This is a genomic window from Conexibacter sp. DBS9H8 (genome assembly GCF_023330685.1).
Classification (GTDB): Bacteria; Actinomycetota; Thermoleophilia; order Solirubrobacterales; family Solirubrobacteraceae; genus Palsa-465.
On sequence record NZ_CP097128.1, the window covers coordinates 1261680 to 1277658 of the forward strand.

The following is a 15979-nucleotide window of genomic DNA, read 5'->3' on the forward strand; positions in this document are numbered from 1 at the left end:
CCTCAGTTCTCGAGCCGGATCGCCATCATCGGGCAGGCATCGACGGCGGCCTCCATCGCCGCGCGGCGGTCGTCGGGCACCTCCTCGGACCAGACGAGGATGTCATCCTCGCCGAGGGTGAACACGTCGGGGGCGACGATCACGCACTCCCCGTGGCTCTGGCAGAGGTTCATGTCGACGTGGACCTTCATCCGGTCTCCTCCTCGGTGCTCGTCTCGGTGTCGGTGGTTGCCTCGCCCCGGGTGATCCGCTCGGCCTCCTCCTCCGGGATGGCGAGGGCGACATGGAGCGTGTTGGCCGACACCTCGGGCCGGTCCCCGACGGTGTCAAGGTCGACCTCCCAGTCGACGACGGTGTTCTCGATCCGGCCCAGGCCGCTGATCTCGACCGCCACGACGTCGCCCGGGGCCATCGGCCGCGAGTTCGCCGGGGTGCCGGTGAGGATGACGTCCCCCGGCTCGAGGGTGATCAGGCGACAGATGTCCGCGAGCTGGTAGGCGACGCCCCAGAGCAGGTCCGCGGCGGTGCTCTGCTGCACGACCGTGCCGTTGAGGATCGTCGTCAGCGTGAAGTCGGTCGGGTCGAACTGATCGGCCGGAGTGATCGTCGGTCCGAGCGGGAGGAAGCCGTCCTGACCCTTGACCCGGAACATCGCGCCGCGGTCGGCATGACGGAAGTCGTGGAGGCCGACGTCGTTGGCGGGGGCGTACCCGGCGACGTGGCTGAGGGCGTCCTGCACGCCGACGCCGTGCATCCGCCGCCCGACGATCACCGCCAGCTCACCCTCATAGTTGAGGAAGCGGGTGCCCCGCGGCCGCCGGATCTCCCCCCGGTGCCCGTTGAGCGTGCTCGGCGGCTTCATGAAGTACGACGGGTACGCGGGAATCCTCGCCGCATACTCGACGAGCCGGCTGCGGTAGGTGAGGTGGACGGCGATGATCTTCGTCGGGGTGACCGGCGCGAGGTAGTACGCCGCCGCCTCCGGGACCGTCCGCCCGTCCTCACAGAGGATCGTTTCGCCGATGCGCTCGCCCCAGACCGGCCGTCCGTCCCGGTGGATGCGCACCTGTCCCGTCCTGAACGGCTCCACACTCACCCACCCAGAGTGACCGAAGACACAGTACGGTGCAACAGGAATTACCGCACGATTGTGCGCTGTAGACGATCAGTCACCCGTCGTGGACCTCACACAACTCAGATCGTTCGTCGCCGTTGCCGAGGAGCTCCACTTCTCCCGGGCGGCGGCGCGCCTGCATCTCGCCCAGTCGTCGCTGTCGGCCCAGATCCGCCGGCTGGAGGCGGAGGTCGGTGGCCCGCTGCTTCAGCGCAGCACCCGGCAGGTGCGCCTCACCCCGGCCGGAGAGCTGCTGCTCGGGGAGGCCCGGGCGATCCTCGCCGCCGCCGACGGCACCCTCGAGCGGGTCCGTGCCCTCGCCCACGGTGGGTCGGCCTCGCTGTCGATCGCCTCCCTCGGACCGGTGCCGGGGTCGCTGCTCTCCCCGCTGCTGTCGACCTTCAGCGCCCGGCGGCCGCGGGTCAGGATCGACGTGCGCGCGCTCGAGTTCTCCCAGATGCTCACGGCCCTGCGGACCGGACGGGCGGACGTCGCCTTCCTGTACGCACCGATCGCCGAGGCCGACCTCGACGTGACGCCGCTGCTGTGTGAGCCGCGGGTCGCGGTGCTGCCCAGCGTCCACCGCCTCGCCGGGGCCGAGCGGGTGAGCGTCCACGATCTCGCCGGTGAGACGTTCGTCTCCCAGCCGGTCAGCACCCCGCAGGCGTGGCGGGACTTCTGGATGCTCGTCCCCGAGACCGGTGTCCGCCCCGAGCTGAGTCCGTATGTCGGCGACAACATCGAGGAGTGGCTGCACCTGATCGGCCGCGGGGAGGGGGTCGACACCTGCCCGGCGATCATCGGCCACTACTTCAGCCGCCCGGACGTCCGCTTCGTCCCCGTCGTGGACGCGGCCCCGGCGACGCTCGTCGTCGCGGTGCGCCACCTCGCGCGGGAGCCGATGGTCGACGAGTTCATCGCCCTTGCCGTTGAGACGGCCGTCCGGGCGGCGGCGCTCCCAGGGGCCGGGTACACTCTGCCGGCGGGGGCGGTTGCACCGGGGTCGATTCCGCCGGAGTGAGGGTCCGCCGGGGTGGGCCGCCCCTCATTCAGCCAGCAGCAGGTCGGATCTCTCCCTGACAACGACCCAAACCGCGCAATCTCGGCACGCACGGTTGGGGTGGGCACGATTTGGGTCGCTGGACGCACCCAATCATGAAACCGAGGGGTCGCGAGCGGAAAATCCCACGGTTTGGGTCGCTCAGACGCGCGCCGGCCCCGGGCAGGACCCGTCGGCCGGGCGGCCCCCGCCCTCGGCAGGGCGGCCCCCGCCCTCGGCGAGGGCGGCGAGGGTGAGCAGCTGACGCCGGGCCATCACGAGGTCGCCGGTGAGGATCAGCGGACCGAGCCGGCGTCCCCTGGCCATCATGAGCTTCATCAGCAGGCGGGTGCTGGTCCCGTTGGGGACGAGCAGGTAGGACATCACTGCCCCGGCGATGCGGCCGCTGTAGTGCACCTCCGGCTCGGCGGCGAGCACCTCCCCGGCCGGGATCCGGCCGAGGATCCGGGTGAACGGCTCCCCGGGGACCGGGTCGGGCAGCCCGAGCAGCCGTCGGGGGGAACGACGGCCGAGGTTGTCGATCCAGTCATAGGAGTAGGGGGCCGCCCGGATCTGGGCGACCCACGGCCACAGCTCGGCCGGGGGCGCGGCGACGCTCACCCCCCGCCAGGCCGACAGCGCCGGTGCGGGTACGTACTCATCACACGGATAGGCCCGCGCGACCTCCGCGTCGCGCACTCCCCAGCGGTCGGCGATCACGCGGGTCGCTCCAGATCCGGGGCGAGCTCCGGCCCCGAAGCGGGTTCCGCTCCGGCCACCTGGGCGGCCTCCCACACCCGCCGGACCTCCGCACCGATCCGCCCCCGGTCCGACACGGGAAGGCCCTGGGCCCGCGCCCACGCGCGCAGCTCCGTCGCCGAGGGGCCCGGCGCAAGTGGCGCCGGGGTCGGGGGTGGCGCCGTCCCGGATGCGTTCGCCGCTCCGATCCGCGCGCGGACGGCGGGCTCCTGCTCGGCCCACTGACGGCCGGCGGCGAGGAACCGGTAGGTCCACTCCTCGGCGAGCTTGCGGCTCTCACAGAACACGATCGGTACGGCCGGCCAGCGGATCTGCAGCTCGGCGAGACCGTCGGCGATCATCGCCCCGCGGACGTGCTCGAGCCCGAACAGGCGGCCGTACCCCTCCTCCACGACGATCGCCGCCCGGGGAAGCGCCGCGAGCTCGGCGAGCTGGTAGCGCAGGCGGCCGCTCGTGAGGCTCGAGACGAGATCGACGATCGACTTGCGCTCCACTGCGCAGTGGATCATGCCGTCGACGCTCACCGCGTAGTCACCGCAGGCGAGCCCCCGGCGGACGGTTTGGGCCTGCTGGTGGGCGAACCGGAACGGGTAGCGCTCGTGGGCGTCGACGATGATCTCGAGGTCGGGGAGGGCCTGGGCCCGGGCGGTGGGCAGGCGCACCTGCGGCCGTGACTGCTTGCGGGTGCGCGGGGACTGCCAGAAGATGACGTCCCGGCCGCGAGCGCGGGTGAAGACGATCTGGGAGCGCTGCTCACGGTCGCGGTCACAGATCACGTCGATCGCCGCCCCTCGCCGGGCACACGCCCGCAACGCGAGCCGTTCGACGATCTCGGGCTCCTCCGGCCAGTCCCCGGCGGCCGGGTGGCAGTAGAGCGCCCCGGTCCGCGGCCAGGTGCCCTTGGTCGCCAGCACGAGCCCGCCGTCGAGGGGAACCCGGATCAGGTAGGGCAGTGAGCTGTCCGGGTTCGGGTTGCGGGCGATCAGCAGCTCCACGCGGCCAGTGTGCCTGAAGACGACGGCAGGCCCGCCGGATCGGTGCTCCCCGGCAGCAGCGGGGCGGCGGTCGCCCACAGCAGCCCGGTGGCGATCAGCAGCTCACCCGTCCGGCGGTGGCACGGGGCGACGGCGAGCCCGCCGAGCAGCAGCGGAACGTGCCAGCGGACCGTCGCCTCCGGCACCGCCGGGCGGGTGGAGTGGCCAAACCACTGCCAGGCGGCCCCCAGCCCGAGCCAGCTCTGGCGGGCCAGGTGCAGCCGGGTGACCGTCGGCCCGATCCACCCCGCCCGACGTGCGCCGGAGATCGCGGCGATCCGGAACGCACTGTCGGCCAGCGAATCGAAGTCGCGACCGAGGCGGGTGGGCCCCCGGCGGCGGGCGAGCCGGCCATCGAGCAGGTCACTGAGCGCGCCGGCGCCGATCAGTGCCATAAAGGTGTCCGCATCCGGGGGCGCGGCGGCGATGAAGGGGGCGATGGCGGCCCGACCGAGCATGAGTGCATCGGCGGTGTCGAGCCGCTCGCGCGGCACCCCGGCGTCGGATTCGAGCATGCCGAGATGCCAGTCGAGCATTCGTCCGACGAGGACGAGCCAGGTGACGAGCTCGGCTCGGGTCGGCTGGGGCCGTCCGCCCGCCACCGCCCGCTCGCGCACAGCGAGCAGGAGCAGCGTTCCGATGGCCTGCCAGCGAAGGGACTGGCGGGCGAGGTCGGGACGTGCGAGGCGGCTCTCCCGAGCCCGCTGGACAGAACGGGTGAGAAACCGACCCACGGCCGCGGGCGCAAAGCCGTCACGACGGAGGTCGGTGAGGGCGTCGGCCGCCCACTGCTCCCCCGCGGTGGCCGCGCTCATCGACCGGCGGGCAGAACCCGGAGGACGCCGAGGAGGCCACGAGCGACCCGGCGAACCGGTCCGCTCAGCAACTCCTCCGCGAGGAAGTCATCCGCCGCTCGGGCCGGGCCCTCGCTGAAGGTCGGATAGGCGTGAATCGATCGGGACAGGTCGTGGACGCGCTTTGCGTTGAGGATCCAGGCGGTCAGCTCGGCGATCGTCTCCCCGGCGCTCGGCCCGCACACCGTCGCGCCGACGAGCCGCCGGCGGGGGTCGGTGATGAGCTGGGTGAAGCCGTCGGTTGACCGGGCGGTCACCGCGCGGTCGAGATCGCGGTCGGCGTGCTCGAGGATCCGGGCAGCGCTCCCCCACCTGTCCCGGGCCTCTGCCGAGCTCATCCCGACCTGGGCGACCTCCGGGTCGGTGAAGGTGACATGGGGGATGATGCTCTGAACCCGGCTGCGGGTGTGAAAGAGCGCGTTCGGGGTTGCGACTCGGGCATGGTGGGCGGCGACGTGGGTGAACGGAGCGAGGCCGGTCACGTCCCCGACGGCGTAGACCCCGGCGGCGTCGGTGCGCAGCCGCGTGTCGACGTGGATCGGCTCGCCCGCTGCGACGGCGACGCCGATCCGTTCGAGGGCCAGGCCGTCGGTCCGGGCTCGTCGCCCGGTGGCGACGAGCACACGGTCAGCGACGATCGTTCGTGTCGGTTCCCCTGTGAGTTCGAGCGCGCAGCCCTCCGGCGTTCGGGAGATCTCCCGTGGCTGAGCGTCGAGATGAACGGTGACACCCTCGGCCCGCAACCGGCCGAGGATGAGTTCGCTGACGGTCGGGTCCTCGCGGGCGAGCAGGCGCGGGGCGGCCTCCACGATCGTGACGGCGGCGCCGAGTCGGGCGAATGCCTGGGCGAGCTCGCAGCCGATCGTTCCCCCGCCGATGACGAGCAGTCGCGCGGGCAGGGCGTCGAGGTCCCAGACCGACTCGTTGGTGAGCGGATCGACGTCACCGATTCCTCGGATCGGGGGCAGGGCCGGGGTGGACCCGGTGGCGATGATCGCCGAGCGCCAGCCCAGCTCGACCCCGTCGGCGTCCAGCCGGTTCGGGCCGAGGAACCGCCCGTGGGCGGGGATCGCCTCGACTCCGTGTTCGCGGAGCCGCTCGGGCGATTCGGCGACTGCGAGTGTCGCGATCGTCTCCCGCACCGACGCCATCACGGCCGCGAGATCGACCGCCGGCACTACCGGGCTGAGTCCGAACCGGTCGGCCGTCCGCATTGTGTGGGCGGCGGCAGCCGCCGCGATCAGCGCCTTGGAGGGGACGCACCCTGTCCACAGACAGTCACCTCCCATCCGATCGCGTTCGATCAGGGCGACCCGCGCTCCGAGTTGCCCGGCGATGATCGCGCTGACAAGACCGCCCGTACCGCCTCCGACGACCACCAGGTCGTAGCGGCGGCTACGCACGGGTGTGGCTGATCGGCAGCAGTTCGCGCAGCCGGACGTTCTCAGAGGCGTCGAGCACGGCGTGCTGGACACACGCCGGGACGAGGCGGTCCTGATCCGGGTGCGCCATCGCATAGGAGCAGGCCGCCAGGCGCTCCTGCGCGGCCCGGATCTCGGGATCCTCGGCCCGTTCGCCGCGCTCCATCAACTCCCAGGCCGGGGTGACGACCTTCGCATCCATGAACGCGTGCACGACGAAGGTGAGCGCTCGCGGGTGCCCGAACAGCAGACGCCGCCAGCCGAGGCGCCGGGCGAGCCGCCACGCCCAGCCGGGGGCGCCCCGCAGCGCGAGCGGATCGCGCACGAGCACTCGTGCGAGCGCGATCGCGAGCGTGAGCGGGGGCCGCTCGAAGTCGAAGCTGCGAAACGTCGCGAGAAACCGGTCGCGGACGGCGAGATCGCGCGGGTCGCGGTCATCGAGGATCGGAACCCAATGACGTTGGGCGATCAGACCGTGGCAGCTGCGGTTGCAGCGAGGATCGCCCATCTGCACATGCTCGTAGGGGATCCGTGTTCCCACCGCCGCCTCGATCTCCGCCCACACGGAGTCCATCGAGACGGCGTGGAAGTCACCGCTCCAGCGCCGCGGATTGCCGACGTAGGCGGCCGGCTGAAAGGACATCATCCCGAAGCGCAGGTCGAGACAGCCGCGCACCACCTCAGAGACCTGATCGATGTTCGCCGGGGTCACCGTCATGTTGTGGGCGAGGTCGAAGGCAACGCCGTGCTCGCGCTCGAGCCGCTCGAAATGGCCGACGAACCGGGCGCGAAAGGGGTGCAGGTCCGCCTCGTGGCGGGGGCGGTTGATATCGCGCCGACCGCGCATCAGTGAATCGAAGTGCCCGGCAAAACGCAGAAAGTCAAAGCGGCGGGTGCCGTCCGGGTTGATCGCGAGCCGCTTGAGATAGTCGTAGTCGAAGTCCCCGTGGGACATGCTCATCGGCTTGCGTTGATGAGCCATCATCGTTTCGAGCGCCTCCGCGTGGGCCTCGGGGCCCAGCAGGGTGACCTCGCCCCCGATCAACTGAGCGTGCTGATCGGCGCCCCGCGCGTCCCGCAGGTAGCTCATCTGAGCGTCGATCTCAGCGACCGTGTGGGCGGCATCGGTCCGCACCTGATTGGCCTCGGACCCCAGATAACAGGGTGAGCAGGCGAAGTTGCAGCGCGGAAAGACGCCGTGGGTGCCCTCACAGCCGCTGCTGCGCTGCCCCAGCAGCTGGGACGGGGTGCGCACCGCAGCGGGCAGCTCCTCCCATCGACGGGCGAGAGCCGCCTCCGTGTCCGCGTTCAGCGGGCGGGTGCGGGCCTCGAGGTCGCCGAGGGCGCGCCGCGCGCGAGCGACGAGCCGGGAGGCGGTGGTCGGCGCGGTCATCGGAGGAGGTCCATCAATGGCGATCGCATCCGAGCTTAGACCCGGGGACCGGGCCCGAGGATTCACCGCGCCCGGGCACCTCCGGAGTGCGTGGGGTCAGGGGTCGTCGGCGAGACGCGGCCGACGCACCCTGCCCTCGGGCCCGACGCGGCAACCTGCGACAGTTCTGCGGAGATGCGCGGCGGGGCTCTCCCTCACCTCTCTCCGGCCGGCGCCGACGCCCGAGGCTGGCGGTCCGCGGTCGCGCTCGAGTGCCGGCCGCTCGCGACCCTCGCCGCCGCCACGGGTGCGGACGGCCACGGGCAGGTCCGCAGCCTCGTCGCCGGCCCGCTGATCGTGCTTGCCCGTCCGGCGCTCGCGGATGCCCTGCTGCGTCTGCCCGAGGGGGTTGCCCGCACCGGCGCCGCGAACGCGCGCATGCTGCCGCTGCTGCCGCCCGACACGGTCCTCACCCTCGACGGCGCGGCGCACCGGCGCCGGCGCTCGGACCTGAGCGGCCGGGTCACCGGCGCCCCGCTCGTTGAACTGGCGACCCGGCTCGACGGGCTCGTTGACGCCCACCTCGCCACGTGGCCGGTCGGTAGTCCCTTCCCGGTGCTCGCTCGGCTGCGCTCACTCACCTTCGCCGTCGCCGCCGATCTCCTCCTCGGCCTGCGTGACGGCCCGCGAGTCACCGAGCTCGAGCGATGCTTGGCGTCGGCCCTGCCGCCCTATGGCCTGCTCGCGGGTGTGCCCGGCGGGGACCGCCTCGGTCCCGCCGGGCCAGAGGCCGCGATCCGCCGTGGCCGGCGGCGGTTTGCGAGCTGTCTCAGCGCGGTGGGCGGTGCGGGCCCCGATCCGGAGCTTGGGTCCGACGAGCTGCTTGCGCTCCTGCTCGCCGGACAGGACACGACCGCGACCGCGCTTGCCTGGATCTTGCTCGAACTCGCCGCCGACCCCGCGCTGTCCGCCCGGCTGGCCGAGGACATCGCCGCCGGGCAACGGCGCTGGCTCGACGCGACGATCCATGAGGCGCTGCGCCTGCATCCGCCCCTCATCGACGTCATGCGTGAACTGACCGTCGACGCCTCCTTCGCAGACCTGCGGGTGTGCGCCGGAACCCTGATGATGATCTGCCCCGGGCTCGTCGGGCGGGCCTCTGAGACTGCGGACCCGGGCCGCTTCCGGCCGGAGCGGTTTCTCGATCGCCAGCCGGACCCCCGCAGCTGGATCCCCTTCGGCGGAGGTCCACGGCGCTGTCTCGGCGCGTCCCTCGCGATGCTCGAGCTGCGCAGCATCCTCAGTCGCGTGGTCGGTCGCTTCGGCTTCACCGCCGATGCGGGTCCGGAGCGCCCGCGCCTGCGCGGGACCGCCGTCGTGCCCCACCGGGGAGGCCGGCTATGTCTCAGTCTGCGCGATGCCGGAGCGGGCCGGTGAGCGACGCGCCTGCCTCGGCCGTGGAGCGCTGGAACCGCCTCAGCGAACGCTATGACGCCCAGCACTGGCTCGAGCGCGCGTCGATCCGCCAGCTCCTTGACCTGCTCGCACCCGGCTCGGAGGACCGCATGGTCGACGTCGGAACCGGCACGGGGGCGGTCCTGCGTGATCTCCGGGCCCGCCCGGTCCGGCCCGCCGAGCTGGTCGGAGTCGACCAGTCACCGCGGATGCTCGCCCAGGTTCCGCCCCTCCCGGCCGGGTGGACGCTCGCCCGGGGCGACGCACGGGCGTTGCCGCTCCCTGACGCCCACTGTGAGGTGGCGAGCGTCTCCTACCTGCTGCACCTGTTCGAGGCGGCCGATCGCGGACGCGTGCTCGCTGAGGTGCATCGCGTTCTCCGGCCGGGCGGCCGCGTCGGTGTCCTCACCCCCTACATCCCTGCCGGTGGCTGGCTGGCCCCGCTCGCGCGGGCCTTCAGTCGGCTCGCCGACGGTGGCAGCGACCACTTCATCGGGCTCAAGGCGCTCGATCCGGTCCCTGACCTGACGGCGGCCGGGTTCGCCGTCCGCGCCGTCGCGGCCAACCACCGCGGCTACATCAGCGTGTGTGTCGTCGGCATCAAGGGAAGCTGAAACGGCGGTCGGGTGAATCCTCCGGTCGCCGCCTAGAGTCGAACCTGTGATGTCTCGCATTGCCGTGCTGGGCGGCCCGTACGCCAACCCGTTCGCCCTTGCCGCCGCCCTCACGGACGCGCGGACCCGTGGCTGTGAGCGGATCTTCTGCCTCGGTGACCTTGGCGGTTTCGGCGCAGACTGCGACGGAATCTGGCCGCTGCTGTCAGAGCATCGGGTCGAGTGCATCGCCGGCAACTACGACGTCGCGATCGGTCGCGGGGACCCCGACTGTGGCTGTGGGTACGCGGATGAGCAGGACAACCACTACGCCCAGCAGCTCTACGACTACACCCGCGAGCACACGAGCGGCCCGTTCGCCGCATGGATGCGCACGCTCGCCCCCGAGCACCGGCAGACGATCGCCGGCGTTGACGTGCACATGGTGCACGGATCGCCGCTGGCGATCAACGACTTCTTCTGGGAATCCCTCGATGAGGCCGCGGCCGCTGAGCGGGTGCGTGCCAGCGGCGCGGACCTGCTGCTGTGCAGCCACACCGGGATCCCCTGGCAACGACGCGTCGGGGACACTCTCGTCGTCAACGTCGGCGTCGTCGGCCGTCCGGCGAATGACGGTCAACGGTCGGTCTGGTACGCCGTCGTCGACCTCGACGAGGGCTGCGCCAGCGTTGAACTGGTCCCAGTCGGCTACGACTGGCGGGCTCAGGCCGCGTCGATGCGGGCTGCCGGGCTTCCCGAACCGTTCATCGAGACGATCGAGACCGGCTGGTGGACGACCTGTCTTGAGGTGGTGCCACCGGCAGAGCGGGCACGCGGTCGCTTCCACCTGTACCGAACGAGCCTTGACCGGGTCACTGTCGGGGGGGACATCAGCTGGGGCGTCCACCCGGGCGGCCGCGTCGAGGAGCGCCCCGTCGTACCCCTGTTCGGCACCCCCGCCTTCCCGCCCCGGCTGTGGATCTACACGAACTTCCACTGCAACCTCGCCTGCGGCTACTGCGTCGTCGCCTCCTCCCCCCGGGCGCGCCCCCGCTCCCTCGGCCGCTCACGGGTGCGTGAACTCGCCGATGAGGCGTGCGCGGAAGGGTTCAGGGAGCTGTACCTCACCGGCGGGGAGCCGTTCCTGGAGCCTGACATCGCGGCCATCATCACCGACTGCGTCGAGCGCCTGCCGACGGTCGTCCTCACCAACGCGACGGTGTTCACCGGCCGTCGGTTGCAGGATCTCGCGGACCTCGCCGGCGCGGAGGGTCTCGTCCTGCAGACCTCCCTCGATGGTGCGGCCGCCGCCACCCACGACGCCTGGCGCGGCGACGGCTCGTTCGCCCGGGCGATGGCCGGAATCGCTCAGGCGAGACGCCTCGGTTTCCGGTTGCGGGTCGCGTTGACAGAGACCCCGGAGAACGCCGGTGAGGTCGACGAGCTCCGCGAGCTGCTCGAAGCCTTCGGCGTGGCCACCGAGGACGTTGCCGTCCGGCCCCTCATTCGGCGAGGTTTCGCCGCCGACGTGGAGGCGGCGAACGACTTCACCGACGCGATCGTCTCACCGGAGATGACCGTCAGCGCCGACGGGATCCACTGGCATCCGCTCGGCGGAGATGTCCTCTCCAGCCCGGATCTCCTCGTCCGTCCCGGGCGTGTTGCGCTCGCCGAGGCAAAGGCGCTCATCACCGAGCGCTTCCTCACCCTCCGCCTGGCCGACGGCAGCCTGCCGGCGGCGTACCGCTGCGCGATATGAGGACCGGGGTTCTGATCATGGCCAAGGCGCCTCTTCCCGGGAGGGTCAAAACGCGGCTGGCCGTGCTGCTCGGGGATCATGGCGCTGCCGATCTCCAGGCCGCGCTGATCGCTCACACCGTCGCCTGGGCGGCGCAGGCCGCAGACGTCGTCTCCCTCGCCTACGCGCCCGTGGGGGCTGCTGCGTCCTTCGCCGAGTTCGTGCCCGACCACGTCGCGCTGTTCCCCCAGCGCGGGGCGGATCTCGGTGCGCGCATGCAGAACGCCTGCGCGGATGCCGGAGACCGTCACTCCGGTCCGCTCGCGGTGATCGGCACCGACGCTCCGCTGCTTGGCCCGGCCTCGCTCGATGCGGCGTTCACGGAGATCGCCGAGGGGGCGGATGCCTGTCTTATTCCCGCCCTCGACGGCGGGTACGTGCTTCTCGGACTGGCCACGCCGGACCCGGCGGCCTTCGCAATCCCGTCCGACGCCTGGGGCGGAAGCGAGGTCTGTGCCCTCACCCTCGCGGCCCTGCGCCGACGCGGTCTGCGGACCTCGGTATTGGCACCGCTCCCCGATCTCGACACGCCCGCGGACGCGCTCGCCCTGCGGCGGCACCCCCGCTGCCCGCCGGCGCTCGCCAAGGTGCTCACGTGATCGTGTCGGTGATCGTCCCGACCCTCGATGAAGCCGCCGAGCTCCCGGCCCTGCTCGACCATCTCATCGACTATGACGACGTCATCATCGTCGACGGTGGCTCAACGGACGCGACCTGTGCGCTCGCCGGCGCTCACCCGCTCGCCCCCCGCCTGCTCAGGGTCGAGCACGGTCGGGCTGCCCAGCTCAACGCGGGAGCGGCGGTCGCCTGCGGGGAGGTCCTGCTGTTCCTCCACGCCGATACGCGCCTGCCTCGCCATGCCGTCGCGGCGATCGAGCAGGCCGTGGCGAACCCCACGGTGGTCGGCGGCAACTTCAGGCTGCGCTTTGGCGGGGATGATCGTTTCTCCTCGCTGCTCGCCCGCTGGTACGCGATCGAGCGTCGGCTCGGGGTCTACTACGGAGATTCGGCGGTCTGGTGTCGCCGCTCGGTCTTTGATGCTCTCGGCGGCTTCCGGGAGCTGCCGATCATGGACGACTACGACTTCGTCCGTCGGCTCGAACGGGCCGGGAGCACCGTCTGCCTTCCCGGCCCGGCGGTCACCTCGTCCCGGCGCTGGCGTCGCCACGGCATGGCGCGCACGGTCGCGGCATGGACCGCCGTCCGCTGGCTCTACCTCGCCGGGGTTCCGGCGGCGTGGCTGACCCGGCTCTACCCGAGCGCCCGCCAGGAGAACGCGAATGTCTGATCGGCTCGACCGCGCCCCGTGGCGGCCGATTCACCGCCGGATCGCCGCCGCGCTCGGCATCGGGTGGGCGCTCGACGCCTTCGAGGTGCAGATCATCGGCAGCGTCATCCCCGCGATCGCCGCGACCTTCTCCCTCTCCCACACCGAGCAGGTTCTTGTCTTCGTCGTCTGGTTCGCGGGGCTTGGGGTGGGCGCGGCCCTGTTCGGGTACCTCGCCGACCGGGTCGGACGTCGTCGGCTGTTCATCGCGACCCTCCTGCTCTATTCCGTGTCCGCGCTGGCGACCGCGGCCTCACCCAGCTACGGGGTGTTCATGCTCTTCCGCTTCTTCACCGGCCTCGGGGTCGGGGGTGAGTACTCGGCGGTGTGTTCGGCGATCTCGGAGTTCATGCCCGCCCGCGGGCGGGGTCGGACCAACGCGCTGGTGATGAACTTCTGGGCGCTCGGCGGGATCGCGGCGGGGCTTGTCGGGATCGTCTTCGTCTCCGCGGTGCTCGGCACCAACGGGTGGCGCGTGGCGCTGCTGTTTGGCGTGATCAGCGCGCTCTACGGTCTCTACGCACGGCGGCTCGTCCCTGAGTCGCCACGCTGGCTCGCCTCCCAGGGCCGCCTTGAGGAGGCAAACGCGGTGATTGAACAGGTGTCCGGGATCGCCCGCGCCCGCGCCGAATATCTGCCCGTTGAGTTGCAGACCTCGCTGCGGTCACAGCTCGCGGAGTTGTGGCACACCCACCGGGGACCGCTCCTGTTCGGGATGGCACTCGACTTCTCTGAGGCCTCCGGCTACTACGGCCTGTTCACCTTCGTGTCCGTGTTCGTGCTCACTCGCGGGGTCGTCAACGTTCCGGCGGGGACCGTTCCCTACTACTACCTGGTTGCCAACTTCGGTGCGCTCGCCGGCGGGATGGCCGCGAGCTCGGCGCTTGACCGGATCGGCCGCCGCCCCACACTGGTGGTCGGCTACGGCGCCGCCTCCCTCTCCTCACTGCTTGTCGCAGCCGCCGCGATCAGCGGGTCACCGGCGTGGACGCTCGCTGCCTTCACCCTCGCGGTGCTGTGCGCGACGACCGCCTGGGTCTCGGCCTACCCCACCTTCACGGAGCTCTTCCCCACACACCTGCGGGCGACCGGGGTCGGGGCGAGTGTCGCGGTGGGGCGGATCGGCGCGATCGTCGGTGCCGTCGTGCTCGCTCAGGCCGCCGCGGACTTCGGGCTCTGGAGCGCCTTTGCGACCCTCGCCGGACTGTGGGGGATCGGAGCGCTGGCCGCCGCCATCTGGTGGGTACGCGGCGTGGAGACGCGCGGGATGACCCTGGAGGCGATCACCGAGCGTCTCGCTCGATCGTGACCGCGGGGCGGCCCGCGTCGTTGATGCGGGAGGATGGGACAGGTGGATGAACTGGTCCTGATCGCGCAGGCACGTGAGGGTGACGAGAGCGCGTTCAGAGCGCTCGTCGACCGATGCCTGCCCCGGCTGCAGGCGGTTCTCTGGCGGATCACCCGAGACCCTGAGAAGGCCGAGGATGCGCTGCAGGAGGCGATGACGCGAGCCTGGCTCAACCTCGGGCGGTTTGAGGGGCGCTCCCAGTTCTGCACGTGGCTCACCCGGATCGGCATCAACGAGGCCTACGATGCGGTCAGGCCGGCCCGCCTGCAGGCCCTCGAGCTCGATGATCGGATCGGACAGCGCATCCCGGGGTGGGGCGATCGTCCCGAACAGGTCTTCGAATCACGTGAGTTCCTTGCGGCCGTCGACGCTGCGCTTGCGACGCTCCCGGTCGACTACCGCGTCGCGGTCACCCTCCGAGATGTCGAAGGGCTCTCGACGGCGGAGGCGGCCGAGATCCTCGGGATCGGGGAGCGGGCGCTGAAGAGCCGGGTGCACCGGGGGCGGCTTGCGTTGCGTGCCGCCCTCGACGACTGGTTCGCCGCCGGCTACGTCAGCTGACCTGGCTGTCTGACGGTTCGTCGGGCAGGCCGCCGAGGTGATGCAGGCCGCTCACGGTGCGACTGAGCGTCCTCAGCATCCGCCCGCAGTTCGGACACCATGCGGTGTGGCGCGCGACCCGGCGTCGGCTCTCAGGATCAAGGTCGTCGTCGAGGTAGTCTGACATCAGCGCTCGCGTCTGGCGACAGCGCGCGCGGTGACGGGTGATGGGGTTGATCATCATTGGTCCTTAGACGGGGACGGCCGAGAAAGGATCCTCGCCGTGTCAGGGTTCGCCCGGGGGCACGCCGACTCGCTCGGAGGCGGGCCGGACCCGGATCAGACGGACTCGCCCGGGTTGGCCGGGTTCGGGGCCGGGGTGGCCGGTGGGCTCTGCGGGGTCGGGACCAAGGGGATCCCGCCGCCGGCGGGCGCGCGGATCCACTCGACGATGCGGCCGTGGGCGATGAGGAAGTCCGTCGCGGCGGGCTGGCCGGTGCCGCTGCCACAGCCCGCTCCCGGTCCGGTCCGGTTGACGAGGGTGAAGGTGGCGGTGATGTAGCGGCCGTGGCGGGCGGTCCGCACGAGCTGGGCCCCGCAGGACAACGATTCGTTGACGAGGCGGGCCTCACGCTCACTGGTGACCTTCACCCCGACGGGCTGCCCGGCCGCATCGACGCTGTTGACGAACACGCTCGGGAGCGCGAAGTACCGCGCGGCTGCGGCGATTTCGCCGTGGGCGAGCGCTGTCGCCCACCCCCGGATCACCGCGACCGCCGCCGCGTTGGACCCGGAGGCGGCCGATCCTGACCTGCCCGGCCCTGTTCCGGCTGAGGAGGCTCTGCTCCCCGACCGGGCGCCGCGGCTCGCTCGGCTGGTCGCGGACGGGTGGGCGCCGGTGATGTCGGTCGCACAGCCGGCGAGGGTGAGGGCGAGCACCAGCATCAGCGCGCCGGAGCGGATCGTGGCCATACCGTGGATCCTCGCAGGCCGGACAAGCCGGCGCCCGCTGCGCTCGAGCTCACCGCGATCCGGGCGCGTCCCCGGAGATGGGTGAGCGCCTGAGCGCGTGGGTGACCTACTCCCCTGAGTGACCCAAACCGTGCATTTCCCCGCTCGCCGCGGTGGTCTTTCACGATTGGGCGCGTCCAGCGAACCAAATCGTGCACCGGCCACCGACGGGAACCGATATTGCGCAGTTTGGGTCGTTGACCGCGGCCGCAGCGGGCCAGGGGTGGCTGCTGTGCGGCGCACAGTCGGTGCGTGGGGTGCGGACCCGCCGGCTCACCTGCGCCGCCGGGCCCGGCGGCTGCCTATGCTCCCCC

General features: G+C 71.8%; 17 protein-coding genes. 8 read left to right on the top strand and 9 right to left on the bottom strand.

The window, feature by feature from the left end; all coding sequences use genetic code 11:
- Positions 1 to 2: 2 nt before the first annotated feature.
- Both M3M55_RS05930 and M3M55_RS05935 read right to left on the bottom strand, forming a co-directional pair.
- Complete coding sequence (locus tag M3M55_RS05930) at positions 3 to 191, bottom strand: ferredoxin (RefSeq protein WP_249011905.1); 189 nt, start codon at positions 189 to 191, stop codon at positions 3 to 5.
- Positions 188 to 1066, bottom strand: a complete 879-nt coding sequence (locus M3M55_RS05935; protein ID WP_249011906.1) for a fumarylacetoacetate hydrolase family protein — start codon at positions 1064 to 1066, stop codon at positions 188 to 190. The genes M3M55_RS05930 and M3M55_RS05935 overlap by 4 nt, the downstream gene beginning before the upstream one ends.
- A 112-nt stretch (positions 1067 to 1178) precedes the next feature.
- On the opposite strand from M3M55_RS05935, the gene M3M55_RS05940 reads away from it, so the two are divergent.
- On the top strand, positions 1179 to 2135 hold the full coding sequence (locus tag M3M55_RS05940; protein ID WP_249011907.1) for a LysR substrate-binding domain-containing protein: 957 nt from the start codon (positions 1179 to 1181) through the stop codon (positions 2133 to 2135).
- Between the two features lie 180 nt (positions 2136 to 2315).
- On the opposite strand, the gene M3M55_RS05945 is transcribed toward M3M55_RS05940, so the two are convergent.
- From M3M55_RS05945 to M3M55_RS05965, 5 genes are read right to left on the bottom strand one after another with little or no spacing between them, the layout of a single operon-like run.
- Complete coding sequence (locus M3M55_RS05945; protein WP_249011908.1) at positions 2316 to 2873, bottom strand: hypothetical protein; 558 nt, start codon at positions 2871 to 2873, stop codon at positions 2316 to 2318.
- Entirely contained in the window at positions 2870 to 3907 is a 1038-nt protein-coding gene (locus tag M3M55_RS05950) for an ERCC4 domain-containing protein (RefSeq protein WP_249011909.1), read from the bottom strand. Before M3M55_RS05950 ends, M3M55_RS05945 begins: the two co-directional genes overlap by 4 nt.
- Positions 3895 to 4761, bottom strand: coding sequence for a CDP-alcohol phosphatidyltransferase family protein (locus tag M3M55_RS05955; protein WP_249011910.1), 867 nt, complete (start codon positions 4759 to 4761; stop codon positions 3895 to 3897). The genes M3M55_RS05950 and M3M55_RS05955 overlap by 13 nt, the downstream gene beginning before the upstream one ends.
- The gene (locus M3M55_RS05960; RefSeq protein ID WP_305883319.1) at positions 4758 to 6203 is read right to left on the bottom strand and encodes an NAD(P)/FAD-dependent oxidoreductase; all 1446 of its coding nucleotides are present in this window, start codon (positions 6201 to 6203) and stop codon (positions 4758 to 4760) included. Before M3M55_RS05960 ends, M3M55_RS05955 begins: the two co-directional genes overlap by 4 nt.
- On the bottom strand, positions 6196 to 7614 hold the full coding sequence (locus M3M55_RS05965; RefSeq protein WP_249011912.1) for a hypothetical protein: 1419 nt from the start codon (positions 7612 to 7614) through the stop codon (positions 6196 to 6198). The genes M3M55_RS05960 and M3M55_RS05965 overlap by 8 nt, the downstream gene beginning before the upstream one ends.
- A gap of 174 nt (positions 7615 to 7788) precedes the next feature.
- On the opposite strand from M3M55_RS05965, the gene M3M55_RS05970 reads away from it, so the two are divergent.
- The 7 genes from M3M55_RS05970 to M3M55_RS06000 are packed head-to-tail and all read left to right on the top strand — an operon-like array spanning position 7789 to position 14675.
- A complete protein-coding gene (locus tag M3M55_RS05970; protein WP_249011913.1) occupies positions 7789 to 9030 on the top strand; it encodes a cytochrome P450 in 1242 nt (413 codons plus the stop codon).
- Positions 9027 to 9662 (top strand): class I SAM-dependent methyltransferase, encoded by a 636-nt coding sequence (locus M3M55_RS05975; RefSeq protein WP_249011914.1) that lies wholly within the window; start codon positions 9027 to 9029, stop codon positions 9660 to 9662. Before M3M55_RS05970 ends, M3M55_RS05975 begins: the two co-directional genes overlap by 4 nt.
- Before the next feature lie 49 nt (positions 9663 to 9711).
- On the top strand, positions 9712 to 11400 hold the full coding sequence (locus M3M55_RS05980) for a radical SAM protein (protein ID WP_249011915.1): 1689 nt from the start codon (positions 9712 to 9714) through the stop codon (positions 11398 to 11400).
- Positions 11397 to 12038 (top strand): TIGR04282 family arsenosugar biosynthesis glycosyltransferase, encoded by a 642-nt coding sequence (locus M3M55_RS05985; RefSeq protein WP_249011916.1) that lies wholly within the window; start codon positions 11397 to 11399, stop codon positions 12036 to 12038. Before M3M55_RS05980 ends, M3M55_RS05985 begins: the two co-directional genes overlap by 4 nt.
- 2 nt (positions 12039 to 12040) lie before the next feature.
- The gene (locus M3M55_RS05990; RefSeq protein ID WP_249011917.1) at positions 12041 to 12727 is read left to right on the top strand and encodes a TIGR04283 family arsenosugar biosynthesis glycosyltransferase; all 687 of its coding nucleotides are present in this window, start codon (positions 12041 to 12043) and stop codon (positions 12725 to 12727) included.
- Positions 12720 to 14075: an MFS transporter gene (locus tag M3M55_RS05995; protein ID WP_249011918.1), complete on the top strand. Its 1356-nt coding sequence runs from the start codon at positions 12720 to 12722 to the stop codon at positions 14073 to 14075. The genes M3M55_RS05990 and M3M55_RS05995 overlap by 8 nt, the downstream gene beginning before the upstream one ends.
- A 42-nt stretch (positions 14076 to 14117) precedes the next feature.
- Positions 14118 to 14675 (top strand): RNA polymerase sigma factor, encoded by a 558-nt coding sequence (locus M3M55_RS06000; RefSeq protein ID WP_249011919.1) that lies wholly within the window; start codon positions 14118 to 14120, stop codon positions 14673 to 14675.
- Here M3M55_RS06000 and M3M55_RS06005 read toward each other — a convergent pair.
- Positions 14668 to 14895, bottom strand: coding sequence for an anti-sigma factor (locus M3M55_RS06005; RefSeq protein ID WP_249011920.1), 228 nt, complete (start codon positions 14893 to 14895; stop codon positions 14668 to 14670). The two genes, M3M55_RS06000 and M3M55_RS06005, sit on opposite strands and share 8 nt — an antisense overlap.
- Before the next feature lie 98 nt (positions 14896 to 14993).
- A complete protein-coding gene (locus M3M55_RS06010) occupies positions 14994 to 15626 on the bottom strand; it encodes a hypothetical protein (protein ID WP_249011921.1) in 633 nt (210 codons plus the stop codon).
- Between the last annotated feature and the right edge of the window lie 353 nt (positions 15627 to 15979).